This is a genomic window from Streptomyces griseus subsp. griseus (genome assembly GCF_000720255.1).
GTDB classification, from domain to species: Bacteria; Actinomycetota; Actinomycetes; order Streptomycetales; family Streptomycetaceae; genus Streptomyces; species Streptomyces griseus_I.
This window is the reverse complement of sequence record NZ_JOJE01000015.1, coordinates 186,699-212,014: the sequence shown is the minus strand read 5'-3', so window position 1 is coordinate 212,014 and position 25,316 is coordinate 186,699. Positions and strand designations below refer to the sequence as shown.

Sequence of the window (25,316 nt, the reverse complement as noted above, 5' to 3'; positions counted from 1 at the left end):
CTCTGGGAGTACGGGAAGGATACGGGGGAGAGGAGTGGACTAACCCTCGGCGCGGGAGAGTTCGGCCCGTACCGCGGTGACGAGCACGCTGTTCCACAGGGCGACTTTGTCGGTCTGGTTGGCCCAGACCCGCTCCTTCTGGAAGATCTCGTTGAGCATCAGATAGAGAAGGCTCTTGAGGACCGGGGCGTCGTTGGAGCCTCCGCGCCGGCCGCCGTTGAAGGCATGCCGATAGTCCTTGTTGAGGACCACGAGGCGTTCCTTGTGGTCGATCGTGAAGAGCAGGTCTGCGGAGTCGACATCGGGTGGCACGTCTAGCTTGGCCCAGGTGAAGGTGATGGGGTCATCCCCCTCCATCTGCGGAAGTTCGTCGCGTAGTGTCCGCTTCAGCTTCGGGTCGATGCCCTTGCCGGGCGGGATGACGGTCATGCGCTTGACCTCGGTACGCCGTTTGGCGGCCTCGCGGTAGGTCGCCTCAGCCTCGCGGACGTACTCGGTGAAGGTGTGGCCGGTGGCGCTATCTGCTGCCTTCTCCAGTCCTCGGGCGAACGCCGGGGTGACCTGGACACCGTCCTTCTTGACGGTCAGGGCGAACACGTCGTTGGGCTCGGGCGGCAGATCGACGGCGATGCGGGCGAGGGCGAGGTGGCCCTCTGAGCTCCGGGTGTCGTTCCAGCCGCCGGCCTGGACGAGCCGGTCGTTGCGGTAAAGATAGAAGCCTTGACGCTCGGCGAGCGGCCCGATGCCGCGGTATGCGACGAGCGGTGACTTGGGCGGCCATATGTGCGCGGTGAGTGCGACGTCGCCGACACCTTCGACGGGCGCGACGTACGTACGGGGATAGCCGGGGCGGCCCGGGATCCGGTAGCCGAACGGGTCGATGGGCTCCACGCCCCGGTGGTCCAGCTCCTCACGCGTGTGGACATCCTCGACGACGATATCGACGTTGAAGCCGTCGCGCGCGAGGAAGCGGTGGAGGTAGAGGCCGAGGTGGGTCTCAAGCCGTTCGATCGCGTCATTGAGGTAGCGGTCGGTCTGTCCGGCCGTGATGGTCTCGAACGCGCGGACCTGATCCCAGCGCACGATCGTGCCGTGCCAGCCGATGACCCCGTCGTAGCGGTCGACCAGGCTCTGACAGTACGTCGCATCGACGATGTCGCAGGTGAAGTCGGCCTGCGCGCGGGCGGTGAGCCAGCGGCGGCCGGTCGACGGGCTGCGCTTGGTCCGGCTGATCACGGTGAGCGCAGCGGCGTGCGACAGGGATGCTGCCTTCAGCCCGGCACCGAAGTGCCCAAGGGCGTCGGCAGCGTACTTTTCACGCCCGCCGACGGTCATTGCTGTGTCCAGGCCCGCGTCGTCCATGCCGTGGCCGTCGTCGATGACGAGAAGGCCGACGAGGCGGTCTCGGCTGCTGTGCTCACCGGTGTCCCGCAGGAAGCTCACGACGACGTTTTGAGCTCCTGCGTCGATCGAGTTGTCGATCAGGTCGGCGATGGCCGCCTCGAAGCCGTAGCCCTGGTGCGCGAGTGATTCGAAAGACCTGGCTGCCGGGGGGAGCCGCTTGCTGCCGGTTGTGGGGACGTCGTACTGCCAGTCGGCGCTGGGCTTGTAAGGCATGCTTCCTCAAATGCACAGGTCAGGGCCTGCTTCGCGAAGTAGCAGCCCCTTACACACAACAAAACGGAGAGTGTGACCGTACTGCAAAAGTTGGATATAGAGGGAGGTGGATGCTGAACAGGGGTGATAGGTCCCTTATTTCTCACTAGCTTTGGCCATGGATATTCCTCGCGTGTCATCCTTTGTATGCATTATCTGGGCAGGGTCGCTGAGCACTCTGGCGTGATTTCGGCCCGTCACCGGTGTGTGACGTTGAGTTTGCGCGTAGCGGTTGCGGTTCTCGGTCCTTGGAGGGTTTCGTTGCCTGGAGGGCGTTGTTCGGCGCCGTAAGGCCGCTCGCTTCTAGTAGTCGGAGATTCCTCGCCATATCGGCGGCCGTCAGCCGGATGCCGTACGGCTGCCAGGTCCGGGCCGGCTTGCTGGAATCCGGCCGCTAGCACGCCAGTCAGCTCGCGAGATCTACCCGAAATTCTCCGACTCTGGTCACTAGGCCAGTGTCGTGCTTCCGCGGGCCGAGGGTCTTGGTGCAGGGCCTGTTGGGGCCAGTGAGCCGAAAGCCCGCCAGGAGTTCCCGGCGGGCCGTACCTACGTTCTCAGGAGAGATCAGGCCGTGAGGCCGTGGCACTCCGCGTACGCGTGCCCCGACCCGCACCAACACGACGCCCCCCTCTGCGGTGGCCAAGCCACGGCCCGTCCCCGTGCTGCCAGCGTCGTCGCGTACTGGGGGAGCAAGTCACTGTCCGCCGGTGAAGTCCCCTCCGAAGCAGCGAAAGCCTCGTAAGAAGGCACCGTCCCCGTGACGATGCCCAGGTTCGGGGTGCCGGAAGCCGACAGCTCCCTCAGCGACGCCTCTATCGTCGCCAGGTGCTCCTCGTGCGACGGGTACTCCGCAGCCAGCGAGGGATACGCCGACACCAGCTCCGACAGTTCGTCCGCCGGCCAGTGCAGCACGGCCACCGGGAACGGGCGGGACAGGGCCTCCCGGTAGGTACCCAGCTCGGCGCGGAGGCGGGAGATCTCCGCCTCCAGTTCCGCGGGGTTGTCCGAGCCCAGGGACCACACCCGTTTCGGGTCGTGGAGCTCGTCCAACGACACAGGGGACGAATGGAGCGTGTCGGCCAGCATGTCCCACTCGTCGTGGCCGATGCCGAGCATGCGCCGCACCCTGTGGCGGCCGAACAGCAACGCGTGCGTGGCGTACGGGGGCTCCGCGCCTTCCGGGATGAGCAGTTCCGCGCCCTCCGTGAACGTCTTCTGCGCCGCCTCCAGCTCGTCGTGGGACTCCAGGGCCTCCGCGACGATCACCCAGGGGGCCGGGTCGCGCGGGGCGGCGGCGCGGATGCCGTCGATGATCGCGCGGGCCTCCGCCTCGTGGCCGTACTCCCAGAGGTTCGAGGCCTTGAGGGCTCGGACCAGGTGGGGGGCGTCCAGTTCGGCGTCGGAGGACAGCAGGCGGTCGTAGAGTGCGGTCGCTGCGGGGCGGTCGCCGGACAGTTCCAGGTGGGCCGCGGCCTGCAGGAGCAGGGCCTCGGCGTCCTCGGGGTACAGGCCGGCGGTCCGCTCCAGGCGTGCCGCTTCGGCGGGGTGGTCGAGGTTCTCGGCAGGCGTGTCGGGGCGCATGGACGACACCGTACTGCGGGCGGGTGACAAGCGTGAGGTATGCGCAGGCCGGAGGCCCATCGACGCCGACTGGAGATCGGGGTGCCACGACGTCAGGAGGCTGCGCGGAGTAAGGAGGCCCCTCGCCAACTGCACCGTGTGATCCGCGCAAGCCCTTCCAAGTGCCCTGAGTTGATGCGTGCATGTCTGTCTGGCTTGTCACAAGAGCCGGTGTGATCGGGGAATGCAAAAACCGAACGCTTATCTCTTCGCCAAGGGCGCCCCCGTCAATCGCACTGATCCCAGCGGCCTGCTGTCACTCGACGTCTTCGAGAACGCGGGCAGCGCACTCTCGGTGGCGGGGATCGTGTACGCGGGTCTGTCCTTTGGCGAGGACGCGGCCGAAGCAGCGACCGCGGGCGTCATAGCCGACATCGGCATCACCGGCCTCTGCGAGGCGGGTGCAGCGGTCATGGGCGGACGGGCCGGCGCGGTCGCCGCCACGCCCTATCGCACGGCCATCGGCGCCGCCGCAGGCACATACGTGTCCAGCAACTACCAGAAGGGCCTCACATAAGACGTGATATCCCGGGTGTGCTTGCGTGCAGGCACACCCGGGTACACGAAAGCCCGCATGAGACCAACAGGGTGAACGTATGAATGACCGAGAAGGCCAGTTGTTAGCTGTCATTGCCTGCGTAAAGGGAAGGTGCTCACGGTGCTTTTCCTCGGCGGGGCTTGTGCCTGTCTGGCGTTGGCTCGGAGGGGGGACAGGTGAACAGCTTCGCCATCATTCTGGCTGTTCTCCGGGTTCTCGTGCGCGGGAACCGCGGTGGGTGAGGCAGGGCCGAGCGGCTAGATGGTCACGCCGTCGATCTGCAACGTCTGCACCGACTGCGCCGCGAACGGCACCGCCACGCTCTTCCCGTTCAGCTTGATGTCCGAGCGGGGGGTGTACAGGTCGCCGCCGCCTGTCGTCACCGTGTTCCAGCGGGGGACCAGGCCGCCCGTACCGCCGGTCACCGTCGAGAAGCGGGAGAGGTCGAAGGTCAGGGTCTGGGCCGAGGTGGACGTGTTCACGGCGACTATGACCAGGCGCTTCGCCGTAGCGTCGTAGCCCGCCGCCGCGTAGCTCACGCCCGTGTCGAGGATCTTCATGCCGGGGCGGATGTGGCGGCTGAACTGGGCCATCACGTAGTACTTCGTCTGGACGGTGGTCGGCTGGAGCGTGTTCTGGTCGTACGCGATCATCGCCCAGCCCGTGGTCGGGTCCATGACCTGCCAGTACACCCAGGCCGTGGGGTGCAGCCAGCGGAAGTCGTAGCAGAGGTTCGACGCCATCGTGAGGCCGGTGGCGTCCTTGTCGCCGGTCTCCGAGTTCCACAGCTTCTTGCCGGACGTCGTCACCACGTCTGTGTAGAGGAGGTCGCGGCGGCCGCCCGAGCCCTGGTAACCGTGCACGTTGACCTGGTTGACCAGGGCCTTGGTCGAGGAGGAGAACGCGCTCCAGGTCGAGCGGGCCGTGTCGTAGTTCGTCTCGTCGGACGCGGAGATCTTCACGCCGGTCAGGCCGCGCTTGTCCAGCTCGCTGCGCATGTACGGCAGTACGGCCGACTGGACCGTCGAGTCGATGTGGCAGCCCTCCTGGGTGCCCGTCGCCGTCCACCAGTTGGAGCTCGGCTCGTTGAAGGGGTCGACCGTCGCGAAGTTCACGCCCCAGTTGTTCTTGGCGTAGAGGGCCACCGCGGCCAGGTGGGAGGCGTGTTGGCGGTAGTTCCAGGTCTGGAGGTTGTTGCCGCCGTCCGCGGCGCCCGACGGGTTGTGGTTCTTGCACATCCACCACACGGGGGAGTTGGCGAAGAGCTCGCTGGTCGCGCCCCGCTGCGTCGCCTTCACCAGCATCGCGCGCTGCTTGGCGTCGGCCGACCAGTTCCAGGCCGAGGACGTCGGGTCCTCGTTGTTCCAGTCCTGCCAGTAGGCCTCGATCTGCTTGAAGGCGGGGATGTTGGGGGAGGCCACCATGGTCTGGCCGCCGACGGAGTTCCAACTGCTCGCGCCCAGGTTGTAACGGGCGATGTTCAGGCCCAGGCCCGGGAGTGTCTTGCCGCCGTACGCCACCGACTTGGTGGTGAAGAAGATGTCGGCGAAGTCGTCCCGGTTGCCGAAGACGTTGCCCCACCAGGCCAGGGAGGTGCCCCAGCCCTCCCAGGTGCCGTACGACGTGCCGGGGTTGACGGCGATCGTGGCGTCCGCGTGCGCGGTGCCGGTGGCGAGCGCGCTCCCGAGGATCGCTCCGCCGGTGGCCGTCAGCAGGGTTCTGCGTCGGATCATGGCTTCTCCGCTTCGATGATTCGACCGACGGCCGGCCGTCCAACCGGCGTCGTGCCCTGGCGTCCCGTCCAGGCCGACACGAAGCATCGGGTGTGACGTGTGAGGTTGTCGAGAGTTCTGACATCCCTTTCTCAAACCTATGGAGGAAGTGACGAGGGGGCGGGGACGGGGAGGGTGGCCCCTGCGCGGCTCTGGAGACCTCGCGGCCCGGCCCTTATCGTGCCGTCGGTCCCTGGGAAGGGAGGCGTCGCGTGCGGGTTCCCGTCGTACGGCACAGCACCCGGCGGCGACGTGCCCTGCGCCGGCGCGTGCTGTGGAGCGGGGCGGAGCTCCTCGTCACGGCCGGGGTGGTTCTGCTGCTCTTCGTCGTCCATCAGGTGTGGTGGACCAACCGGGAGGCCAAGCAGGGTGCGGGGCGGACCGTCGAGGCGCTGGAGAAGCAGTGGGCGGTCCCCGCCGACGGCGACGGTTCCGCCCGTAGGCGGTCCGCCGAAGGGGGCACGCGCGCGCGTACGTCCACCGCGCCGCCCGATCCCACCCCCGGCCGCACCGGCCGGTCCGAGGGCAGTAGGGGCAACGGGAACGACGGCGACGGCACCTCCGCCGCCCCCCACGCCTCCTCCGCCTACGCCATCCTCACCATCCCCCGCCTCCACCTCCGCGTGCCCGTCGCCGAGGGCACCAGCAAGCGGCACGTTCTCGACAAGGGCTACGTCGGCCACTACACCGGCACCCAACAGCCCGGACAGGCGGGCAATTTCGCGGTCGCCGGGCACCGGAACACGCACGGTGAGCCCTTCCGGTACGTCAACCGGCTCCGCAAGGGCGACACGGTCGAGGTGGAGACGCGCGGCGCGGTGTACACCTACGCCGTCGACCGGACCCTCCCGCGCACCTCCGCGCGGGACGGCACCACCCTCGCGCGCGTGCCGAGGAGCACCACCCACCCCGCCTACGGCTACAGCGAGCCCGGCTACTACCTCACGCTCACCACCTGCACCCCCGAGTACACCTCCCGGTACCGCCTGGTGGTGTGGGCCAGGCTCACGTCGATGAGACCACGGTGAGCGTGCGGGAACTGTCGCGCCGGAACGGGACGTTGTGAGGTGTAGGTCATTGCGCACCGTCGAGCTGCTTCAGGTATAACCGAGTAACGACGGCCGCACGGCCGTTCGGGGGCGTGCGTGTGCGAGAGGGGGAGCTGTCGATGATCCAGGACCGGGCGGGGCTGCGTCCCGCCGTCGTGCTGCTGCTCCTCGTCCTCCAGACCGCGCTGCTCGACACCGGCAGCCTCACCGCCACCGTCGCGCTCGCCGCGACCGCCGCGGCCGGCTCCGCCCTCGTCGTCTGCTCCCTCCTCGGCTCCCGCAGCGCCCCCGCCGTGCCGCCCACCCGGGTGCGCACCGCGATACGCGACCGTGCCCGCCGTACGGCGTTCCTGCCCCAGCGCGACCCAGACGCGAGCGGTCGAATACGACCCCGGGCACCCGGACACGCCCTCCCGGCGATCACCGCGTAGGCACGTAAGTCCCTCAGAGACAGTTCGTGACCCACGCGGGTCGTCATGCCGTCATCCCATTCTCTCGGCACGACGAGACCCCTGGAGGGCTCACCCATGTCCGTTTTCGCCCACCTCGTCGAGCAGCTCGCCGAGCTGCTCCGCCCCTTGTTCGGCGCCTCCGCGGCCGCCGCCGCGATCGTCCTGTTCACCGCGCTCGTACGGCTGCTGGTGCACCCCCTGTCCCGGGCCGCCGCCCGCGGGCAGCGGGCCCAGTCCGCGCTGCGGCCCAAGATCGCCGAGCTGCGCAAGAAGCACGTGAAGAGTCCCGAGCGGCTGCAGAAGGCGATTCTCGAGCTGCACCGGCAGGAGAAGGTGTCACCGGTGGCGGGCTGCCTGCCCAGCCTGTTCCAGCTGCCCGCGTTCTTCCTGCTCTACCACCTGTTCTCCAGCACGACGATCGGCGGTGAGGCCAACGCGCTCCTCTCCCACGAGCTGTTCGCCGCACCCCTCGGTGACCGTTGGGCGGACGCGTTGAGCGACGGGGGTGTGTTCGGCGCGGCGGGGATCGTGTACCTCGGACTGTTCGTGATCGTCGCCGCTGTCGCCTGCTTCAACTACGTGCGGACGAAGCGGACGATGGCCGCGGGCGGCGCCGGGTCACTGCCGGTGGCCGACGGCGGTGAGCAGGTGCCAGGGCTCGGTGCGGTCAGCAAGCTGATGCCGTTCATGTCCTTCTTCACGTTGGTCACCGTGGCGGTCGTGCCGTTGGCTGCCGCGTTGTACGTGGTGACCAGTACGACGTGGAGTGCGGTGGAGCGGGCGGTGCTCTATCCGACCGGGGCGGCCGTCCAGCTTGCAGGAAACGCCTGAGGGGTGGGGGCTGCGGTGCGTTGGTGGCCGGCGGGCCGTGGTGGCTTGTCGCGCCCGCGCGGCGGAGCCGCACATCGATACAGCCCCGCGCCCCTTTCAGGGCGCGCTGTCCCTTACGCCAGTAGCGAGGCCAAGGTGCGCCAGGCTTCCGTCGGGAGGGAATCCCGGGACTCGCCGTCGATCACCTGGAGGGCCAGGTGGTCCGCGCCTGCCTGCTGGAAAGTGGTGATCCGCTCCCGGATCCGGGTCTCGTCGCCCCAGGCGAAGAGGGCGTCGACCAGGCGGTCGCTGCCGCCGTCGGTCAGGTCGTCCTCGGTGAAGCCGTGGCGCAGGAAGTTGTTGGTGTAGTTCGGCAGGGGGAGGTAGAGCGCGAGGAACTCGCGGGCCAGGGCGCGGGCGCGGGCCGGGTCCGTCTCCAGGACGACCCCGAGCTCGGGTGCGAGGAGCGGGCCCTCGCCGAGGATCTCGCGGGCGTGGGCGGTGTGCTCCGGGGTGACCAGGTAGGGAATCGTGCCGGCGGCCCGGTCCCGGGTCAGCTCCAGCGACTTCGGGCCGAGGGCGGCCAGGACGCGCCGGTCGGCGGGCGTGCCGGCCTCGTCCAGGGCGTCGACGTAGGAGACCAGGGCGGAGTAGGGGCGGCGGTACTGCTCCACGCTCCGGGCGTGGCTCACCCCGATGCCCAGGACGAAGCGGCCGGGGTGGGTCTTCTCCAGGTCGGCGAAGGCGGCCGCGCTGTCGGCGGCCTCGTGCTGCCAGATGCTCTGGATGCTGGTGCCGACGGCGATGCGCGAGGTCGCCTCGATGAGCGGGACGGCGTGCGCGGCCGCGCTGTTGCCGCCCAGCCAGATGGCGCCGTAACCCAGCTCCTCCAGCTCGGCGGCGGCCTCGCTCAGTTCGCCCCGGCGGTCCGGGTCCTCGGAACGCAGACCGACGCTCCAGATGCCGTACCGTCCGACGGTCTCCTTCAGTGCCTTGCTCATCGGTTACCGGTCCCTCCGGAAGGGGGCGCTGTGCCCATGATCGTCATGCCTACAGCACGTGCCAACAGGAGGGAGCCCGGCGATCATTCCCGCTGAAGCCTGTCGTTGGCCCTACACCTTCAGGAACTCCTCCAGCGCCTCCACCACGAACCGGTGGTCCTGCAACTGAGGCAGTCCGGACACCGTGACCGCGCCGATCACGCCCACGCCCTCGACATGGATCGGGAAGGAGCCGCCGTGGGCCGCGTACACGTCCGGGTCGAGGCGCGAGGAGTCCTCGAACGTCGTGCCCTTGGCCCGGAAGCGAGCGCCGACCAGGTACGACGAGGAGCCGTAGCGCTCCACGACCCGGCGCTTGCGGGCGATCCAGGCGTCGTTGTCGGGGGTCGAGCCCGGCAGGGCGGCATGGAAGAGCTGCTGGCCGGCGCGGTGGATGTCGATGGCGAGCGGCGCCTGCCGCTCGCGGGCCAGGTCCACGAGGAGCGAGCCGAGGGCCCAGGCGTCGTCGTGGGTGAACTGGCGGAAGACCAGCCGGCGTTCCTGGGCTTCCAGCTCCTCCAGGGGCGGGGTGATCTCCGGGTGGAACTTCGGGGTCAGTTCGTGCGAGCTCATCACAGCTTCACCGCCACTTCCTCGTGCGCCGAACGGCGGGCCGCCTCCAGTACGTCGAGAGCGGCGGCCGCCTCCAGGGCGGTCACCGGGTTGGGGCCGCCGTCCAGCAGTGCCTTGGCCACGGCCGCATAGTAGGCCGGGTAGTCGCCGGGGAGGGTCGGTTCCGGGCGGCCGCCGCCGGTCAGCGGGGACTCCCCGGCGCCGACGCGGCCCCACAGGTCCTCCGTCTCCGTGCCCCAGTCCGACGCCGTGCCGGGTCGCTGCCCCTCCCGCAGCGCGGCCTCCTGCGGATCAAGGCCGTACTTGACGTAGCCCGCTCGCGAGCCCAGCACCCGGAAGCGGGGGCCGAGTTGGGGGGTCGTCGCGGAGACGTACAGGTGGGAGCGGACGCCGCCGGCGTGCGTGAGCGCGATGAAGGTGTCGTCGTCGGCCTCGGCGCCGGGGCGGCGGACGTCGGACTCGGCGTAGACATGGGTGACGGGACCGAAGAGGACCAGGGCCTGGTCGACGACATGGCTGCCGAGGTCGTAGAGCAGGCCCCCGATCTCCGCCGGGTCGCCGGACTCCCGCCAGCCGCCCTTCAACTGCGGCCGCCAGCGCTCGAAGCGGGACTCGAAGCGGGACACCTCGCCCAGTTCGCCCGCGTCGAGCAGCCTCCGCAGGGTCAGGAAGTCGTTGTCCCAGCGGCGGTTCTGGAAGACCGAGAGCAGCAGGCCGCGATCCTCGGCGAGGGCCGCGAGAGTGCGTGCCTCGGCCGCCGTACCGGCGATCGGCTTGTCGACGACGACCGGGAGGCCGGCTTCGAGAGCGGTGGTGGCGAGCGGGACATGTGTCTTGTTCGGGGACGCGACCACGATCAGGTCCAGGTCGCCGGCCCGGTCGAACAGCTCGTCCGGCGTGCCGACCGCGCGGACGTCCGGGAACTCGGCGCGGGCCTGCCGCTGCCGCTCCGGGTTCGAGGTGACCACGGTGTCGAGGACGAGGCCCTCGGTGGCGGCGATCAACGGGGCGTGGAAGACGGAACCGGCGAGTCCGTAGCCGACGAGGCCCACGCGGAGGGGGGTACCAGCGGTCTTGCGTCCAGTCATGCCCTCCACTTTCGCAACGCTGTTGCCAAAGTGCAAGTGAGGAGGACAATGGGGGCATGAAGGGCTCTTCCGTCGGTGCGAACCTGTTCGCCATGCGCAGTCACAACACCGCGCTCGTCCTCGATCTGCTGCGTACGGCGGGACCGCTGGGCATCAGCCGGCTCGAACTCGCCGAACGCACCGGACTCACCCCACAGGCGGTCAGCAAGATCACGGGACGGCTGCGGGAGGACGGCCTGGTGGTGGAGGCGGGGCGCCGGGCGTCCACGGGGGGCAAGCCGCGCACGACGTTGCAGCTGGTGCCGGAGGCCGGGCACGCGGTGGGCGTGCATCTGGACCGGGACGAGCTGCGCACCGTGCTCGTCGACCTCGCGGGGGCGGTGGTCGGGGAGCGGCGCGCCGCACTGGACCTCGGGGCGGGGGCGGACGCGGTCGTCTCGGCCGTGGCCCGGGAGGCGCAGGGGCTGGTGGAGGAGGTGCTCGGGCCCACCGCCGACTCCGAGCCGGGATCGGAGGACTCCGGCTGGAGCCTGGGATCCGGCTGGGGCCTGGGCTCCGGCTCCGGCTCGCTGGCTGCCTACGGGTCGCTCCTCGGGCTCGGCGTCGCGCTCCCCGGGCCGCTCGACCACGCGAGCGGAGTGCTGCACCGGGTCACCGGGTTTCCCGAGTGGGACGGATTTCCGCTGCGGGACGCGTTGGCGCCGCGGCTGGGGGTGCCGGTGGTGATCGACAAGGACACGAACGCGGCGGCGCTGGGGCTGGCCGTGGCGGGTGAGAGCGGCTCCTTCGCCTATCTGCACCTCGGTACGGGGCTGGGTGCCGGGCTGGTGATCGGCGGGGTGCTCCACCGGGGGGCACGGACCGGGGCGGGGGAGTTCGGGCACCAGGTGATCCAGCTGGACGGCCCTGTGTGTTCGTGCGGGAACCGGGGCTGCATAGAGGCGCTGTGTCTGCAGGCCATGGGGCGCCAGGACGCGGAGGAGGCGGCGCGGGTGCTGGGGACGGGGACGGCGAATCTGGTGGCCCTGCTGGACATCGATCTGGTGCTGCTGGGCGGGCGGACGGTGGAGGAGGCGCCGGAGCGGTTCGTGCGGGGGGTCGCGGGGGTGCTCGAGGAACTGGCTCGGCGGGAGGGGGCGACGTGGAGCCCGGTGCCCGTGCGCGTTGCCTCCGGCGGGGTGTGGGGCGTCGCGGTGGGGGCGGCTCAGCTGTTGCTGGGGCCGCTGTTCGGGCGGGGGGACGGGTAGGCCGGGGGCGCGCGGTGGCTCGCGGCTGAGCCGGCCGCGTAGGCCGCCGGCCCGTCCTCCACGGCGTCACCGCCCTGCCGCCGCCTCCATACCGCCGAACGAGCGCATTCGTCCCCCCATTCGAGCCCCTTGGCGGCCCGGCACCTCCCCGGCGCCCCCACTCTCCGCCACGCTCATGTGTTTATGCGACCGTGCACTCCTGCCGCCTCTCTCTGCCTGGCCGCAGCCGCCCTTCTCCTGCCCGTGTCCGTGCCGCCCGCGTACGCGGGTGACGTGCCCGCCTGCGCCGGTGGTGACGCACGGGACTTCCCCCTCACCACCCGCATCCACGGCGGGCCGGACACCTACGAGGCCGGGGGCGGCTACGGCACCTGGTACCTGGACCTCACCAACACCACCTCCCGTACCTGCTCCGGCGTGCACCCGGTCGTCGTGCTGGTCGACGGGAAACGGGTGCTCGCGCCCTCGCAGCCGCGCCTGGAGTTCTACGACGGGGAGCGGCCCCACGCGGTCCGCTTCCTGACGACCGACCAGGACGAGCTGGTCGGCGCGTTCGACGACGGCTTCCCCGGGTTCACCGTGGGCCCGGGGGCGACGCTCAGTGTGAAGGTGCGGCTCGCGCTCACCTCGGACGCGGCGCCGAACGAGATCACCGTCAACGCGGCCGTGGTGCAGCGGCACGAGGCGGACGGGGACTGGGTGGGACAGTCGAACGACTACCGCTTCACCGTCGAGGGCGAAGCCACCCCCGTGCCCGAGGCGACGCCCTCCGAACGGATCGGGCGGCTCCCCTTCGCCGACGAGCTCGCCAGCACCGGCCTCGCGACACCGGCCGGTGCGATCACCGCCACCCTCGCCCTGCTCCTCGTGGGCGGATTGCTGCTGCTGGCCCGCAGGCGGCGCTGATGAGGCACATTCCCCGTACACCCGGTATTACCCGTACACCCGGTATTACCCGTACGCCGGGTATTCCCCGTACTCCCCGCATCCCCTTCTTTCCCTGCATTCCCCGCATTCCCTCAAGATCGGGCCTATGTCTAGGCTGGGGCCCACGCAGTACGGCGTACGGCAGGAGATCCCGCACATGGCAGAACGCAGGCCCATTGAGTCGTGGCTCACCGACATGGACGGTGTGCTCATCCACGAGGGCATCCCGATCCCCGGCGCTGACGCCTTCCTGAAGAAGCTGCGGGAGTCCGGCAAGCCGTTCCTCGTCCTCACCAACAACTCGATCTACACCCCGCGCGACCTGCACGCCCGGCTGCGCCGCATGGGCCTGGACGTGCCGATCGAGAACATCTGGACGTCCGCCCTGGCCACCGCGAAGTTCCTGGACGACCAGCGGCCGTGCGGTTCGGCGTACGTCATCGGCGAGGCGGGCCTGACCACCGCGCTGCACGACATCGGCTACATCCTCACCGACCACGAGCCCGACTACGTGGTCCTCGGAGAGACCCGCACCTACTCCTTCGAGGCCATGACGAAGGCGGTACGGCTCATCAACGCCGGCGCCCGCTTCATCTGCACCAACCCGGACGAGACCGGCCCCTCCGCCGAGGGCCCGCTCCCCGCGACCGGCGCCGTCGCCGCGTTGATCACCAAGGCGACCGGCAAGAAGCCGTATTTCGCGGGCAAGCCGAACCCGCTGATGATGCGTACCGGGCTCAACGCGATCGGGGCGCACTCCGAGACCAGCGCGATGATCGGCGACCGCATGGACACCGACGTGCTGGCCGGTATGGAGGCCGGGATGCAGACCTTCCTGGTCCTCACCGGCCTGACGACACCCGGGCAAGTCGAGAACTTCCCGTACCGCCCTTCGAAGGTCGTCGACTCGATCGCGGACCTCGTCGACCGGATCTAGGCATTCAGCGGTGCGACTGGACCGATTGGTGTAACCCGTACGGAGCAGTGGCCCGGCCCAGCGGATGCAGGGGCGGGCCGCGCGGGGGAGTCTCCAGAGAGCTGGAGGTTCACGATGCGTTCACTGAAAGTCACCTTCTGTGCGGGTGCCGCCGTCGCCGTGGCCGCCCTGGCCCCGGCCGCGTACGCGGCGGACGGGCACGGCGTCTCGGTGACCCCCTCGACCCCCGCCCCCGGCGCCGACGTCACCCTCCGTGTCGCCGACTGCTCCGCCACGACGGCCACCGCGGCCTCGGCCGCGTTCGTCACGGACGCGCACCTCGCCCCGGCCGGAACCGAGGGTCACGCCCTCTCCGGCGAGACCCGGGTCCGCACCTCCGCCCGACCCGGCACCTACGAGGTCAGGATCACCTGCGCGGCGTCCGATGTCACGAGCCACCTCACCGTCGCGACCAGGTCCTCCGGACACGGCCCCCACGCAGCCCCCCTCTCCGACCCCGTCACCCCCGCCTCTCCCGTCGCCCCGGTCCACGCGGGCGGCGGTGGCACCGCTCACCTCTCCTCGTCCGTGGCCGACACCTCCGTCGGGGACTCCTCCGTGGCCGACGCCCGCGCGGCCGGCCCCGGTACCGCCCAGGAGGTGACCGGCCTCGTCCTCGCCGGTGTCGCCGCCGTGGCCGTCGCGCTGCGCAGCGCCCGCCGGGGCCACGGGACGGACTGACCCCGGTGTCCGACGGCGAGCGTTCCTCCGCTGCCGGGCGGCTGCTCACCGGCCTGATCTGGGCGGTACTGCTGCTCGGGCTCTGGCTGTGGGGCCGCGAGGTGACCGACCTGCCGCAGGGGAGGTCCGGGGCGACCACGGGAGACGCGGCCACGGTCGGGCGTCCCCGGCAGGCGGAGCTGCCGCCCGCAGCCGAGCCGCTGGCGGACGCCCTGCCGCAGCGCGTCGACATCCCCGACCTGAACGTGCAGGCGCCGGTCGTGGGACGCGGTCTGGACGGGCGGGGCGCGATCGACCCACCGCCCTTCGACCAGGCGGGCGTCGTGGCCTGGTACGCGGCCGGAGTGAAGCCCGGGGCGGCCGGTACCGCGCTGATGGTGGGCCATGTCGACACGAAGACCCGGCCCGCCGTCTTCTACAGGATCGGCACTCTGCACCCGGGCAACCGGGTCCGTGTGGTCCGCGACGACGGCAGGATCGCCGAGTTCACCGTCGACGACGTCGAGGTCGTCGGCAGTGACCCCTTCGACGCCCGGCGTGCCTACGGTCCCCGCCGGCCGGGCCGGGCGGAACTGCGACTCATCACCTGCGGGGGCACCTTCGACCGCGCGAGCGGCGGCTACACGGCCAACGTGATCGTGTCGGCGTACCTGACGGGAACGGGCGTCTGAACGACGGGAACGGGCGTCCGGGCGAAGGCACTGTCCGACGGCTCCCACGCTGTAACAGCTCCTCGACATCGCCTCGGTGATCTCTTGGGCATGATTGGGTGTATGTCAGGATTGATGGTGGAACTGGCGTGAGCCTAGGGGGAGTTGGATGTACGTCAGCAGGGGGGTCATGGCTGCGCTGGGGGCGGCGCTGCTGATCGCCGGGTGTTCCTCGGCGGGGGAGGGCAAGGACGGGAAACCCGAGCCGCCCGGGAAGGGGGCCCGGATCACCCAGCAGCCCAAGGGGACCGACCCGTTCTGGGTGAACCCGGACGGAACCGCGGCACAGCAGGTCGCCGCGTACGAGAAGACCGGCGAGAAGTCGGACGCCGAGCAGATCCGCAAGATCGCCGAGCAGCCGACCGGCGAGTGGATCGGCCCGGAGAACCCGGAGCAGGAGGCTCGCGGCTTCACCGAGGCCGCCGACAAGGCCGGCCGCACCGCGCTCCTCGTCCTCTACAACATCCCGCACCGCGACTGCGGCCAGTACTCGCAGGGCGGCGCCGCCGACGGCAACGCCTACCGCGCCTGGATCGACGGCGTCGCCAGGGGCATCGGCGACCGCCCCGCCACGGTGATCCTGGAACCGGACGCCGTGCTGCACCTGGTCGACGGCTGCACCCAGGACGCGTTCCACGAGGAGCGCTTCAACCTGCTGGACGGCGCGGTCACCACGCTCAAGGCGCTGAAGAACACGAAGGTCTACATCGACGCCGGGAACGCCGGCTGGAACGCCCCCGACCGCATCCACGACCCGCTGCGACGCGCGGGCATCGAGCAGGCCGACGGATTCGCCGTCAACGTCTCCAACTTCTACTCCACCGAGGACTCCATCGCCTACGGCAAGGAACTCTCCGCGAAGGTCGGCGGCAAACACTTCGTCATCGACACCAGCCGCAACGGCAACGGCCCCTACACGGGCGGCGACCAGGACGAACGCTGGTGCAACCCCCCGGACCGGGCCCTGGGCGAGACCCCCACCACCGACACCGCGGACCCTTCGGTGGACGCCTACCTCTGGATCAAACGCCCCGGCGAGTCCGACGGCGAGTGCAAGGGCGGCCCGAAGGCGGGCCAGTGGTGGCCCGCCTACGCCATGAAGCTCGCAAAGGCTTCACACCCATAAGGGAGCGGGGCGGCGTCGATTGCGGCTCCGCCACGTGGGCGCGACAAGCCACAGCGCTCCCGCACCCGAACGCGGCCCCGCGGGAGCGCTACGGCACCCGAACCCACCGCGCCTCACTGGGCGTCCCCCGGTCGTCGTCCGCGAACAGCATGTACCAGCCGCCCTGCACCAGATTCCTGTTCTTCGGGACGGTGACCGTCACCTTGTCGCCGGCCACCGTGTAGTCCAGCGCGATGGAGCGCTGATCCACATCCGTCACATGGGTGGACGCGCTCGGCCGCATCAGCCGTACCTTCCTGATGGACGACGCCTGACGCGAAGTGAACGTCCCCGTCCCACCCCGAGGAATCGTCTTCGGTCCCCCGGACAGCGACGGCCGGGAATCCCGGTACAGATAGGGCGGCGTGTAGATCTCGATCCGCTGTTCGAACTTGCCCGGCTTCGTGTTCGCCGCGTCGCCGTACAGCGAGTCGGACCCGAAGAACATCACCCGGCCGTCCGGCAGCAGGATCGACCCGGAGTGGTAGTTCCGTCCCACGAGCGGGTCGGCGACGCGGTCGAAGGTGTTCGTGTCCGGGTGGTAGATCCGGGCCTGGAGGATGTTGGAGTCGCCGCGTCCCCGGTAGTCCTCGGAGCCGCCCGAGACCAGAACCGTGTCGTCGGGCAGCACCGACGCCTGCGGGTAGCGGGTCCCCTCCGCCAGGGACGGCCCGTCCACGAACCGCGGACCGTCCGCCTTGAGGTCGACGATCCGCGTCCTCCTGCTCGACAGCCTGGACTCGCCGACCCCGCCACCCCCGATCACCATGAACCGCTCGTCCTGCGCCGGCGCCAGCAGCACCGTCCCGGAGGTCTCCATCAGCTTGGGGTCACTGAGCCCGGGCAGCTTGGTGAATCTGTTGCTGCGCACGTCCCAGATCCCCGGTTCGCGCCCCACGTCGTCCGGCCCGTACCCGGCGTTGGAACCCGAGTAGAAGATCTTGCCGTTCTGCATCAGGAACAGCGCCGGGTAGGTGGGGAACTGACGTTCCTTCGGCGTGTACGTCCACGTCCGCGCCTTCGGGTCGAAGACCTCGTTCTTTCCGGGCACCAGCTGCCCGATGTCGTCGAGACCCGAGACGCTGAGGACCTTTCCGTCGCTCAGGGTCGTCAGCGTCGGATACCAGCGGGCCTCCTTCATCGGATCGACCTTGATGTACTTCTCGGCGACCGGATCGAACTCGAAGGCGTCCCTGATCCCCTGGAAGTCCTTCTTGTCGAGCGCGAGCTTCTGTGCGATGCCGTAGGTGTTGCGGGCGTCGACGCCGGTCAGGCCCTGGATGCGGTAGTTGTCCTGCGTACCGGTCTCGTACTTCGCGCCGCGCTTCTGCGCCTCGACGTAGATACGGCCGAGGCCGGGCGTGTTGCCGAGGAACTTGCCGGTCTTCTTGTCGAAGTTCTTCGTCGCCCGCTCGACGACCACCGGGTCCTTGGAGACGAACGTCCTGCCGTTCTCCCTGCCCTTGAACTTCGTGCCGGCGGGCAGCGTGATCGGCTTGTCCGGGTTCTCGTTGTGGACGATCATCAGGCCGCCGGCCTTGGTGACGTCACCCTTCAGCTTCTCGTACCGCTTGGTGCCGCCCGCGATCAGCAGATTGCCGTTGGCGAGCTGGGTGTGGCCGGTGCAGAACAGGTCCTTCGGGGTGGGCACCTTCTTGATGGTGCCGTTCACCGGGTCCCAGATCCGGGTGTCGAACCGCTTGGCGTCGAAGTTGTCCTGGTTGTTGCCGGAGCCCGCGACCAGCAGGAGCTTGCCGGTGTGCAGGAGCGCCGCGTGGATGGTGTTCTGGCGGTACTCCTCGGGGAACTCGACGATCTCCCAGTGGCCGTTCTCGGCCTTGTACTCCGGCCTGTTGATCTTGTACTGGTGGTACTGCTCCGTGCTGAAGCGGTACACCCACGGGCCGTTCATTCCGGCCAGTGCGAGAACCACCGCCGTGCCGATCGCGAGTCGACGGGCACGGCGGCGGCCGGCTCCCTCCGTCATTCCTTGCGCCCTCCGAGTCCGCCGAGGGCGATCTGCATGGTCTGGTCACCGGTCCCGTGCGCGTCGGGAGAGCCACCCGAGGAGGCCCAACTCGGCTTGCGCGCGGGCGCGTGACCGTGCGGCGCGTACGGCACGGCCCCGGTGGTGGCGCCCACCGGCACCGCGTCCTGCGGCCCCCGGTCCGGGTCCGGTCCGGGCGTCGCGGGCCGCTTGCGTGCCTCGCGCAGTGTCCACCGCCAGGCGAAGATCGGCGAGGCGGTGATCAGCAGGGCGAAGGAGGCCCAGGTGATCATCGCGGGGTGGGCGTGCCCGAGGGTGAATCCGGCGGTGATGGACGCGCCGAAGACCGTGATGAAGAACAGGTGGATCCGGAAGGTCCCGAACAGGGTGTCCGGGGAGGCGGAGTCGCCCTTCGGCGTCACCACGAACTTGCTCTTGCGCCGCAGCACCGCGTCCATCAGCGAGCGGGCGTAGATCGGCGCGGACAGCGCCGACATGACCATGCCCGCCACACCGCCCGAGCCCTCCGGCTCGTGCGGGGAGACGTTGTGCCGTCGGTTCCAGATGTACAGGCCGATCTGGAGCGCGGAGGCGTTGCCGTAGAGCATCAGCCAGACCGTCGGGTCGATGTTGACGCCGGAGGCGCCCAGGCCCAGGAACAGGGCGCAGCTCAGCGCCGCGAGGATCCAGTTGAGGGCCGACATCGGATAGAAGATGATCATCATCGTGTAGTTGAAGAGCTTGCCGGGCGGCAGCGAGTACCAGCCCTTCCAGTACTGCTTGAGGATGGTCTCGTAGGTGCCCCGCGACCAGCGCAGCTGCTGGGTGAAGAAGTCCGTCCAGGCGTTCGGGCCCTCGCCCACCGCGAGCACGTCCGGCGTGTACACCGACCGCCACTTCTTCCCGGTGGCCGGGTTGCGGTGCCGGTGGATCTCGAAGCCGGTCGCCATGTCCTCGGTGATCGAGTCGTACAGCCCGCCGATCTGCTTGAGCGCCTTGATGCGTACGGCGTTCGAGGTGCCCACGAACATGGGGGCGCCGTAGAAGTTGCCCGCCCGCTGGATGAGGGCGTGGAAGAGGAACTGCTGGGACTCGGCGGCCTTGGTGACGAAGGTGTCGTAGTTGCCGTAGACCTGCGGGCCGATGACGAAGCCGACGTCGGGGTCGCGGAAGAAGCCGAGCATCCGCTCCAGGTAGTTGGGCAGCGGCACGTGGTCGGTGTCGACGGAGGCGAAGTAGTCGTAGTCGTCGCCGTGCGCGTCGAGCCAGGCGTTGTAGTTGCCGTGCTTGGTCTTGGCGCGGTGCGGGCCCGAGGGGCGGTTCCACTTCTCGATGCCCTTGCGGGAGAAGTGGCGCACGCCGAGCCGCTCGCAGACCGCCTTCACCTCGGGGTCGTTGCCCTCGTCGAGGAGCCAGACGTGCAGAAGGCCCCGGTGGCGCAGCCGGACGGCGGCCTCCAGGGTCTTCGTCACCATCTCCAGCGGTTCCTTGCCGGGCACGAAGGAGGTCAGGAAGGCGACTTTCGTGCCGGTCTCCGGGACCACCGGGACCGGGTCGCGGGCGACCAGGGTGGCGTGCGCGTTGGACAGCACGTTCATGCAGCGGAAGAACTCGATCAGGCCGATCGCGACCAGCATCACCATGTCGAGTGCGGGCAGCCAGTCGAAGGCCGGGTAGTCCCGTCGGGTCCAGTGCTCCGGCTGCAGCAGCCAGCCGAGCAGGACCAGCGAGAGCAGGGGCGCGGCGCCCAGCATGAGCGCGGCCCGGATCCGGTGCGGCTCCTGGGAGAGCAGCGAGCGGTAGCGCACCTTGTAGGGCTTGTTCGGGTCGGGCTGGGTGAGGGGTCCCGCCAGTCGGCTGTAGTGCTCGTAGTCGTATCTCGGCAGCGTCTTGCTGATTCGGCGGAACGACCCGGTCCCCCCGGTCCGGTGCGTGTCCGTCCTGAGCTGCCTCGTTGGTGACGGGTCGTGGTGGTGCCGGGCGCCCGTCGGCGTCGACGTCATGAGTCATCCCCCCACACGCGGGTCACCCGCGTGTCGTCGTTGTCTTTCCACGCCTGTCGCGGCCCCCCGGCTCTCACAGGCGTCTCATCGGTAAAGCCGCACGTTCCATGCCATTCCTCCCTGAAGACATGGAAGGGCGACTTTCCGGTTGCGGATGCCCCGCTCGGCATCTTGTTCGCGAACGGGGCCCCTCTCCCCGCAAGTCGCGCAACCGGATGCATACCCCCAACTGCCGCGAAACCGCAGCACTTTGACACCAGGGTTCTACGGTGTCCGGCATGATCGCAAGACGCGAAACGCGGTGTTTACCGGCCATACGCGCTCATTGTTGCGCGTGTGGGGGCCTTGTATCTGCCTTGTGGACGGTAGTGGACAGTCGTGCACGAATGTGATCGAAGTGGTCCCTTATGGCGTTCTCCGCTCGAACGGAGTCGCCCGACCGAACGGCGTCGACGATCTCCCGGCGCTGCCGGCAGGTGACCTTCGGATCCTGCGGTACGTCCACCAAACGCGGAACGGGCCCCTCGTCGTACGAGGAGCCCGTCCTGTCTGTGCGCCGCCAGGGACTCGAACCCCGGACCCGCTGATTAAGAGTCAGCTGCTCTAACCAACTGAGCTAGCGGCGCCTGCTGACGTCGTAACTCTACCGGACCTCTGGAAGTGCTCCTGACCATCGCCCCCCGTACATCATTCGGACCGTCAACATGCGCCTGACGAAGACGGTTGCGAAACTGGCGAACGTGTACAGGCGCGGACATTTCCACCCGAAGTGTGAGGGGAATCGCATGGAGACTCCGGTGTTCGAGGAATTCGACCCCGTGAGCGACTGTGACTGCCCCGGATGCGCTCTCCGGCACCGCGCCCTTCCGCCGTCCTCCCCGGTCGGCCGCGCCGCCGTCCACCGGACCCTGATCGTCGCGGCCGCCGCCTCCACGGCGCTCGGCGCGGGCCACGCCGTACCGGCGCTCGCCGCCCCGCACGGCCCCGTCCGGCCCGGCGTTCCCGCAGATGACGATCCCGAGACCCCGCAGGGCGGCGCGGCCCCGCTGCACGGGGCGGCCGGGACGCAGACCCAGCCGACGGACTCGGCCAAGCCGCCTCCGACGACCCGTACGGAGATCATCGACCGGGCCAGGAGGTGGGTCAGGGCGAAGGTGCCCTATCGCATGAGCGCCTACTGGTCCGACGGGTACCGCCAGGACTGCTCGGGCTTCGTGTCGATGGCGTGGAACCTGCCGGGCAACGAATGGACGGGCAGTCTCCACAGGTTCGGCGACCGGATTTCCAAGGAGGAACTCCAACCCGGCGACATGCTGCTCTTCCACAATCCGGCGAACCCCCAGAACGGCTCGCACGTCGTCCTCTTCGGCGGCTGGACCAACGGCACGCACACCACCTACGCGGCCTACGAGCAGACCCGCCCGCACACGCGCACGCTGGCCACGCCCTACGCCTACTGGAGCAACGCCAACCGCTACGTCCCCTACCGCTACAAGTACCTCACGACGGAGACGGCGGCGCGGGAGTCGGCGGCAAGCGCCCCCAAGCCGGCCGGTGGCACCCCGCACGTGCTGTACCCGGGCCCCGCGGCCTTCGGTCCCGGGGCGGACAACGCGTACGTCGCCCAGCTCGGCCGGATGCTCGTCGCGCGCGGCGCCGGTTCCTCCTACGGCCGACGTCCCGGCTCGCGCTGGTCGGACGCGGACCGGCGGGCCACCCGGGCCTTCCAGCTGGCCCAGGGCTGGCGGGGCGCCGACGCGGACGGGCTGCCGGGGCCGCGGACCTGGGCGCTGCTGGTCACCGGCAAGGGGCGCGCCGCCACGACCGGAGCGGCGGGGCCGACGGAACCGTCCGGCACGGTCCCGGCCTACCCCGGGCGGGCCGTGTTCCGGCCGGGCGCCGAGAACGCGCACGTCACCCAGCTGGGCAGGCAGCTGGTGAGGAAGGGATTCGGCAGGCACTACCCGACAGACCCGGGACCCCGCTGGGGCGAGGCGGACCGACGGGCCGTCGAGGCGTTCCAGCGTGCCCAGGGCTGGCGCGGTGGCGCGGCGGACGGCTACCCGGGCCCGGAGACCTGGCGGCGGCTCTTTTCCTGACGCACCTGACGCATCTGGCGCGGAGGCTGGAGGCACGCGATGAGTACGACCACTGCACCGACCCCGGAGCCCGAGGGACCGTCCCGGACGGCCCGGCTCATCCACAACGAGGTGACCACCGAGATCCCCGTGCATCTGCTGTTCCGCGACGACCCCGACCAGCCGGACCCGGTGCCGCTCGGCCCGGCCGTGGTGGGGCGCCGGCAGGGCACGGGTGAACAGCCGCGGTTGCGGCGACCGGTCCAGGCGCCGGCGCGGACGGTGGCCGAGGTCGACCCGGCGCTGGTGGAGCGGCCCGCGCGGGTGCTGCCGGGGGCGGTGGGGCTGCTGGCCGGGAGCTGTGGGGTGGCCGGCTGTGTGGCCACGTCGTGGTGGGCGGGCGCGCTGCCGCCGCTCGCGGTGGAGGCGCTGCGGCTGCCGGCCACCGCGGGGGTGGGGCTCGGCCCGGTGCAGTGGGCGACGTACGTGGGGGCGGCCGCGCTCGGGCTGTTCGGGTTCGGCGGTCTGGCGCGGGGCCGCACCGGGCGGGCCTGGGTGCTCGATCTCTTCGGCCGCTACCGGGGCACGGTCCGGCGCACCGGCCTGCTGTGGGTGAACCCGCTGCTGCTGCGGCAGCGGGTCGACGTGCGGCTGCGGCACTGGCGCAGTGAGCCGATGCCGGCCGCCGACGGCAACGGGGTGGCGCTGCGGGTGGTGGTCCTCGTGGTGTGGCGGGTGCGGGACACCGCGCGGGCGACGCTCGGGGTCGAGGACCATGAGACGTACCTGCGCGAGTGCGTCGAGGCGGCGCTCGCCCGGGTGCCGGTGGAGATGCCGGGGAGCGCGCGGGCCTCCGCGGACGCGACGGGGGAGGCGCTGACCCGGCTGGTGGCGGCGGACGCGGGGGCGGTCGGCCTGGAGATGTTCTCGGTGCGGCCGGTCCGGGCGGAGTACGCCCCGGAGGTCGCCCCGGCGATGCACCGCCGCCGTATCGCCGCGCTGGACGCGCAGCACCGGGCGAGCGTGCTCACCTCGGTGGTCGACTCGGTGGAGGACACGGTGACGCGGCTGACCATGCGGGGCCTTGTGGAGCTGGACGACTACGAACGCAAGGTGCTGGTGAAGGACTTGACGGTGGCGTTCTGCGCGGGGCGGGGGGAAGGCGGCGCGTGATTGGTATGGACATGCTCAACAGCTGGTCATAATCTGAGGCTTGGTCTAGACCTGCACGGCTCACGGAACTCCCCACACGTTCTCCAGGAGCGGCAGCATGCGCAAAAAGACCAAGTGGTACGCCGCCGCGCTCGGGCTCACCACGGCGGGGGCCTTCGCGCTCTCCGTCGGCGGCGCGAGCGGCCACGGCTACACCGACCTCCCCGTCAGCAGGCAGAAGCTGTGCCAGAACGGCTCGGTGACCAACTGCGGCGACATCCAGTGGGAGCCGCAGAGCGTCGAGGGACCCAAGGGCTTCCCCGCCTCCGGAGCGGCCGACGGCCGGATCTGTTCCGGCAACAACACCCGCTTCGCCCAGCTCGACGGCCCGCGCACCCCGTCCGGCGGCGCCTGGCCGACCACCCGCGTCACCGGCGGCCAGAACTACACCTTCCGCTGGCAGTTCACCGCGATGCACGCCACCACCGACTTCCGGTACTACGTCACCAAACAGGGCTGGAACCAGAACCACAACCTGGCCCGCGCCGACCTCACCCTCACCCCGTTCCTGACCGTCCCCTACGGCGGACAGCGCCCGCCCGCCACCCTCTCCCACAGCGGCAGACTCCCCTCCGGCCTCACCGGCCACCACGTCGTCGTCGCGGTCTGGACGATCGCCGACACGGGCAACGCGTTCTACGCCTGCTCGGACGTCACCTTCTGATCACCTTCCGACCGGCGCCCCGGGCCCGCGCGGTAGGGTCCGCGTCTCATGGACGCCTTCTTCAACATCGTCATGCCGCTCATGATCGCCCTGCTGGTCTGGGGCGGGTTCGCGCTCGTCCGGCGGAGTAAGGAGCGGCGGGCCGCCTGGGAGAGCGGGCTCACCGCCCGAGCCCGAGTGGTGCGTGCCTGGGCCACGACCCAGATGGTCAACAACGTGGCCCGGCGCGTGCAGTGGCACGAGTACGACTACACGACCGGCGACGGCCGCGCGGTCCGCTTCAAGGAGAGCAACGGGCCGCGGGACCGCGAGGCCGGCGACGAGGTGCTCGTCTACTACGTGGCGCACGACCCGGAGAAGGCCACCGCGTCCGAGCCCCAGCCCGGCAAGGACAAGGCGGGCACCGTCTTCGGGCTGATCTTCATAGGCGCGGCCGTCATCGCCATCCTCTACGCGTGGACGACCATGCCGAAACTCTGAGCTTCCCTTGAGACAGTCCCCCGGGTCCGGCGGGTACGTTCCCTGCACACCGGCCGCTCAGGCCGGAGCACGGACCTCGGGGGAGTCCATGGAAGTCTTCTTCTACATCGTGCCCTTGTTCATCATCGCCGGCGCGGTGTTCGCCGCCGTCTCCGTGACCGGGCGCTCGCGGCAGGTCGGCCGGGCCTGGAACAGCGGGTTCACGGCGGAGGCACGGTGTCTGCGGTCGTACACGACGACCAGTGGCGGAGGCGGCAGCAGCTCCGTGAGTACGACCCGGCACCACGTCTACGAGTTCGTCACCCGCGACGGCCGGCCCGTCCGGTTCGAGGAGAAGAACGGGCCGGGGACGATCGTCGAGGGCGACATCGTCACCGTGTTCTACACGCCAGACCGCCCCGAGCACGCCACGGCCCACGCCCCGGCACGGGGCAAGCTCGCGGCGAGCACCGGGTGCGCACTGGCGCTGTGCGGGATGGTCGTCGCCTTCTGCGTCTTCTTCATGGTCACCGCCCACCTGATGTTCGCGGCCGAGGGCGACTTTCCGCTGCCTTAGTCTCCACATCTGACGGTACGTCAACTACCGTG

24 protein-coding genes and 1 tRNA gene are annotated in these 25,316 nt (G+C 70.0%); 15 read left to right on the top strand and 10 right to left on the bottom strand.

Going from position 1 to position 25,316, the window contains the following annotated elements; genetic code table 11:
- Positions 1 to 39 precede the first annotated feature (39 nt).
- Together IG99_RS21965 and IG99_RS21960 are read right to left on the bottom strand one after the other, a co-directional pair.
- Positions 40 to 1,617: an ATP-binding protein gene (locus IG99_RS21965; RefSeq protein WP_037676502.1), complete on the bottom strand. Its 1,578-nt coding sequence runs from the start codon at positions 1,615 to 1,617 to the stop codon at positions 40 to 42.
- A 603-nt stretch (positions 1,618 to 2,220) separates the two neighbouring features.
- A complete protein-coding gene (locus IG99_RS21960; RefSeq protein WP_037676501.1) occupies positions 2,221 to 3,237 on the bottom strand; it encodes an SEC-C domain-containing protein in 1,017 nt (338 codons plus the stop codon).
- 223 nt (positions 3,238 to 3,460) lie between these two features.
- On the opposite strand from IG99_RS21960, the gene IG99_RS21955 reads away from it, so the two are divergent.
- Positions 3,461 to 3,793 (top strand): RHS repeat-associated core domain-containing protein, encoded by a 333-nt coding sequence (locus tag IG99_RS21955; protein ID WP_037676500.1) that lies wholly within the window; start codon positions 3,461 to 3,463, stop codon positions 3,791 to 3,793.
- A 278-nt stretch (positions 3,794 to 4,071) separates the two neighbouring features.
- Here IG99_RS21955 and IG99_RS21950 read toward each other — a convergent pair whose 3' ends face one another.
- Positions 4,072 to 5,547 (bottom strand): glycoside hydrolase, encoded by a 1,476-nt coding sequence (locus IG99_RS21950; protein ID WP_037676499.1) that lies wholly within the window; start codon positions 5,545 to 5,547, stop codon positions 4,072 to 4,074.
- Between the two features lie 251 nt (positions 5,548 to 5,798).
- Between IG99_RS21950 and IG99_RS21945 the strand changes: the two genes are divergently transcribed.
- The 3 genes from IG99_RS21945 to IG99_RS21935 all read left to right on the top strand — a co-directional run bounded on the left by IG99_RS21945 (position 5,799) and on the right by IG99_RS21935 (position 7,918).
- Positions 5,799 to 6,614, top strand: coding sequence for a class E sortase (locus IG99_RS21945; protein WP_037676498.1), 816 nt, complete (start codon positions 5,799 to 5,801; stop codon positions 6,612 to 6,614).
- A gap of 140 nt (positions 6,615 to 6,754) precedes the next feature.
- The gene (locus IG99_RS21940; RefSeq protein WP_037676497.1) at positions 6,755 to 7,066 is read left to right on the top strand and encodes a DUF6412 domain-containing protein; all 312 of its coding nucleotides are present in this window, start codon (positions 6,755 to 6,757) and stop codon (positions 7,064 to 7,066) included.
- A gap of 96 nt (positions 7,067 to 7,162) precedes the next feature.
- A complete protein-coding gene (locus tag IG99_RS21935; RefSeq protein WP_037676560.1) occupies positions 7,163 to 7,918 on the top strand; it encodes a YidC/Oxa1 family membrane protein insertase in 756 nt (251 codons plus the stop codon).
- A gap of 113 nt (positions 7,919 to 8,031) precedes the next feature.
- Here the strand turns inward: IG99_RS21935 and IG99_RS21930 are convergent, their stop codons facing one another.
- The 3 genes from IG99_RS21930 to IG99_RS21920 all read right to left on the bottom strand — a co-directional run bounded on the left by IG99_RS21930 (position 8,032) and on the right by IG99_RS21920 (position 10,598).
- Complete coding sequence (locus IG99_RS21930) at positions 8,032 to 8,898, bottom strand: LLM class F420-dependent oxidoreductase (protein ID WP_037676496.1); 867 nt, start codon at positions 8,896 to 8,898, stop codon at positions 8,032 to 8,034.
- A gap of 111 nt (positions 8,899 to 9,009) precedes the next feature.
- The gene (locus IG99_RS21925) at positions 9,010 to 9,510 is read right to left on the bottom strand and encodes a heme-degrading domain-containing protein (RefSeq protein ID WP_037676495.1); all 501 of its coding nucleotides are present in this window, start codon (positions 9,508 to 9,510) and stop codon (positions 9,010 to 9,012) included.
- A complete protein-coding gene (locus IG99_RS21920) occupies positions 9,510 to 10,598 on the bottom strand; it encodes a Gfo/Idh/MocA family protein (RefSeq protein ID WP_037676494.1) in 1,089 nt (362 codons plus the stop codon). The genes IG99_RS21925 and IG99_RS21920 overlap by 1 nt, the downstream gene beginning before the upstream one ends.
- Before the next feature lie 56 nt (positions 10,599 to 10,654).
- Between IG99_RS21920 and IG99_RS21915 the strand changes: the two genes are divergently transcribed.
- The 6 genes from IG99_RS21915 to IG99_RS21890 all read left to right on the top strand — a co-directional run bounded on the left by IG99_RS21915 (position 10,655) and on the right by IG99_RS21890 (position 16,265).
- On the top strand, positions 10,655 to 11,845 hold the full coding sequence (locus IG99_RS21915) for an ROK family transcriptional regulator (RefSeq protein ID WP_037676493.1): 1,191 nt from the start codon (positions 10,655 to 10,657) through the stop codon (positions 11,843 to 11,845).
- Between the two features lie 183 nt (positions 11,846 to 12,028).
- Positions 12,029 to 12,751, top strand: a complete 723-nt coding sequence (locus tag IG99_RS21910; RefSeq protein WP_037676492.1) for a hypothetical protein — start codon at positions 12,029 to 12,031, stop codon at positions 12,749 to 12,751.
- A gap of 178 nt (positions 12,752 to 12,929) precedes the next feature.
- Positions 12,930 to 13,709, top strand: a complete 780-nt coding sequence (locus IG99_RS21905; protein ID WP_037676490.1) for an HAD-IIA family hydrolase — start codon at positions 12,930 to 12,932, stop codon at positions 13,707 to 13,709.
- Between the two features lie 114 nt (positions 13,710 to 13,823).
- A complete protein-coding gene (locus IG99_RS21900; RefSeq protein ID WP_037676489.1) occupies positions 13,824 to 14,429 on the top strand; it encodes a hypothetical protein in 606 nt (201 codons plus the stop codon).
- Between the two features lie 5 nt (positions 14,430 to 14,434).
- Complete coding sequence (locus IG99_RS21895; protein ID WP_037676488.1) at positions 14,435 to 15,100, top strand: class F sortase; 666 nt, start codon at positions 14,435 to 14,437, stop codon at positions 15,098 to 15,100.
- Between the two features lie 148 nt (positions 15,101 to 15,248).
- Positions 15,249 to 16,265: a glycoside hydrolase family 6 protein gene (locus IG99_RS21890; protein ID WP_037676486.1), complete on the top strand. Its 1,017-nt coding sequence runs from the start codon at positions 15,249 to 15,251 to the stop codon at positions 16,263 to 16,265.
- Between the two features lie 88 nt (positions 16,266 to 16,353).
- Here IG99_RS21890 and glxA read toward each other — a convergent pair whose 3' ends face one another.
- The 4 genes from glxA to IG99_RS21875 all read right to left on the bottom strand — a co-directional run bounded on the left by glxA (position 16,354) and on the right by IG99_RS21875 (position 20,920).
- Positions 16,354 to 18,291, bottom strand: a complete 1,938-nt coding sequence (gene glxA, locus IG99_RS21885; RefSeq protein WP_037676485.1) for a radical copper oxidase GlxA — start codon at positions 18,289 to 18,291, stop codon at positions 16,354 to 16,356.
- A complete protein-coding gene (locus IG99_RS21880; RefSeq protein WP_037676484.1) occupies positions 18,288 to 20,294 on the bottom strand; it encodes a glycosyltransferase family 2 protein in 2,007 nt (668 codons plus the stop codon). The genes glxA and IG99_RS21880 overlap by 4 nt, the downstream gene beginning before the upstream one ends.
- Before the next feature lie 322 nt (positions 20,295 to 20,616).
- Positions 20,617 to 20,799, bottom strand: a complete 183-nt coding sequence (locus tag IG99_RS52020) for an FCD domain-containing protein (protein ID WP_158973218.1) — start codon at positions 20,797 to 20,799, stop codon at positions 20,617 to 20,619.
- A 47-nt stretch (positions 20,800 to 20,846) separates the two neighbouring features.
- A tRNA-Lys gene (locus IG99_RS21875) sits at positions 20,847 to 20,920 on the bottom strand.
- A gap of 159 nt (positions 20,921 to 21,079) precedes the next feature.
- On the opposite strand from IG99_RS21875, the gene IG99_RS21870 reads away from it, so the two are divergent.
- From IG99_RS21870 to IG99_RS21850, 5 genes are all read left to right on the top strand, one after another.
- Entirely contained in the window at positions 21,080 to 22,393 is a 1,314-nt protein-coding gene (locus tag IG99_RS21870) for a peptidoglycan-binding protein (protein ID WP_037676481.1), read from the top strand.
- 39 nt (positions 22,394 to 22,432) lie between these two features.
- A complete protein-coding gene (locus IG99_RS21865) occupies positions 22,433 to 23,545 on the top strand; it encodes an SPFH domain-containing protein (protein ID WP_037676480.1) in 1,113 nt (370 codons plus the stop codon).
- 97 nt (positions 23,546 to 23,642) lie between these two features.
- Positions 23,643 to 24,248, top strand: a complete 606-nt coding sequence (locus IG99_RS21860) for a lytic polysaccharide monooxygenase auxiliary activity family 9 protein (protein ID WP_037676477.1) — start codon at positions 23,643 to 23,645, stop codon at positions 24,246 to 24,248.
- 48 nt (positions 24,249 to 24,296) lie between these two features.
- Positions 24,297 to 24,728 (top strand): DUF3592 domain-containing protein, encoded by a 432-nt coding sequence (locus IG99_RS21855; protein ID WP_037676476.1) that lies wholly within the window; start codon positions 24,297 to 24,299, stop codon positions 24,726 to 24,728.
- A gap of 88 nt (positions 24,729 to 24,816) precedes the next feature.
- A complete protein-coding gene (locus IG99_RS21850) occupies positions 24,817 to 25,284 on the top strand; it encodes a DUF3592 domain-containing protein (protein WP_037676475.1) in 468 nt (155 codons plus the stop codon).
- Positions 25,285 to 25,316 lie beyond the last annotated feature (32 nt).

What these genes read in the sequence shown, in the direction of transcription:
- IG99_RS21960 (WP_037676501.1), bottom strand. Translation starts at nt 3,237, where the DNA reads ATGCGCCCCGACACGCCTGCCGAGAACCTCGACCACCCCGCCGAAGCG.
- IG99_RS21940 (WP_037676497.1), top strand. Translation starts at nt 6,755, where the DNA reads ATGATCCAGGACCGGGCGGGGCTGCGTCCCGCCGTCGTGCTGCTGCTC.
- IG99_RS21900 (WP_037676489.1), top strand. Translation starts at nt 13,824, where the DNA reads ATGCGTTCACTGAAAGTCACCTTCTGTGCGGGTGCCGCCGTCGCCGTG.
- IG99_RS21855 (WP_037676476.1), top strand. Translation starts at nt 24,297, where the DNA reads ATGGACGCCTTCTTCAACATCGTCATGCCGCTCATGATCGCCCTGCTG.
- IG99_RS21865 (WP_037676480.1), top strand. Translation starts at nt 22,433, where the DNA reads ATGAGTACGACCACTGCACCGACCCCGGAGCCCGAGGGACCGTCCCGG.
- IG99_RS21935 (WP_037676560.1), top strand. Translation starts at nt 7,163, where the DNA reads ATGTCCGTTTTCGCCCACCTCGTCGAGCAGCTCGCCGAGCTGCTCCGC.
- IG99_RS21860 (WP_037676477.1), top strand. Translation starts at nt 23,643, where the DNA reads ATGCGCAAAAAGACCAAGTGGTACGCCGCCGCGCTCGGGCTCACCACG.
- IG99_RS21955 (WP_037676500.1), top strand. Translation starts at nt 3,461, where the DNA reads ATGCAAAAACCGAACGCTTATCTCTTCGCCAAGGGCGCCCCCGTCAAT.
- IG99_RS21950 (WP_037676499.1), bottom strand. Translation starts at nt 5,547, where the DNA reads ATGATCCGACGCAGAACCCTGCTGACGGCCACCGGCGGAGCGATCCTC.
- IG99_RS21915 (WP_037676493.1), top strand. Translation starts at nt 10,655, where the DNA reads ATGAAGGGCTCTTCCGTCGGTGCGAACCTGTTCGCCATGCGCAGTCAC.
- IG99_RS21890 (WP_037676486.1), top strand. Translation starts at nt 15,249, where the DNA reads ATGTACGTCAGCAGGGGGGTCATGGCTGCGCTGGGGGCGGCGCTGCTG.
- IG99_RS21920 (WP_037676494.1), bottom strand. Translation starts at nt 10,598, where the DNA reads ATGACTGGACGCAAGACCGCTGGTACCCCCCTCCGCGTGGGCCTCGTC.
- IG99_RS21965 (WP_037676502.1), bottom strand. Translation starts at nt 1,617, where the DNA reads ATGCCTTACAAGCCCAGCGCCGACTGGCAGTACGACGTCCCCACAACC.
- IG99_RS21880 (WP_037676484.1), bottom strand. Translation starts at nt 20,294, where the DNA reads ATGACGTCGACGCCGACGGGCGCCCGGCACCACCACGACCCGTCACCA.
- IG99_RS21905 (WP_037676490.1), top strand. Translation starts at nt 12,930, where the DNA reads ATGGCAGAACGCAGGCCCATTGAGTCGTGGCTCACCGACATGGACGGT.
- glxA (WP_037676485.1), bottom strand. Translation starts at nt 18,291, where the DNA reads ATGACGGAGGGAGCCGGCCGCCGCCGTGCCCGTCGACTCGCGATCGGC.
- IG99_RS21930 (WP_037676496.1), bottom strand. Translation starts at nt 8,898, where the DNA reads ATGAGCAAGGCACTGAAGGAGACCGTCGGACGGTACGGCATCTGGAGC.
- IG99_RS21870 (WP_037676481.1), top strand. Translation starts at nt 21,080, where the DNA reads ATGGAGACTCCGGTGTTCGAGGAATTCGACCCCGTGAGCGACTGTGAC.
- IG99_RS21850 (WP_037676475.1), top strand. Translation starts at nt 24,817, where the DNA reads ATGGAAGTCTTCTTCTACATCGTGCCCTTGTTCATCATCGCCGGCGCG.
- IG99_RS21910 (WP_037676492.1), top strand. Translation starts at nt 12,029, where the DNA reads ATGCGACCGTGCACTCCTGCCGCCTCTCTCTGCCTGGCCGCAGCCGCC.
- IG99_RS21925 (WP_037676495.1), bottom strand. Translation starts at nt 9,510, where the DNA reads ATGAGCTCGCACGAACTGACCCCGAAGTTCCACCCGGAGATCACCCCG.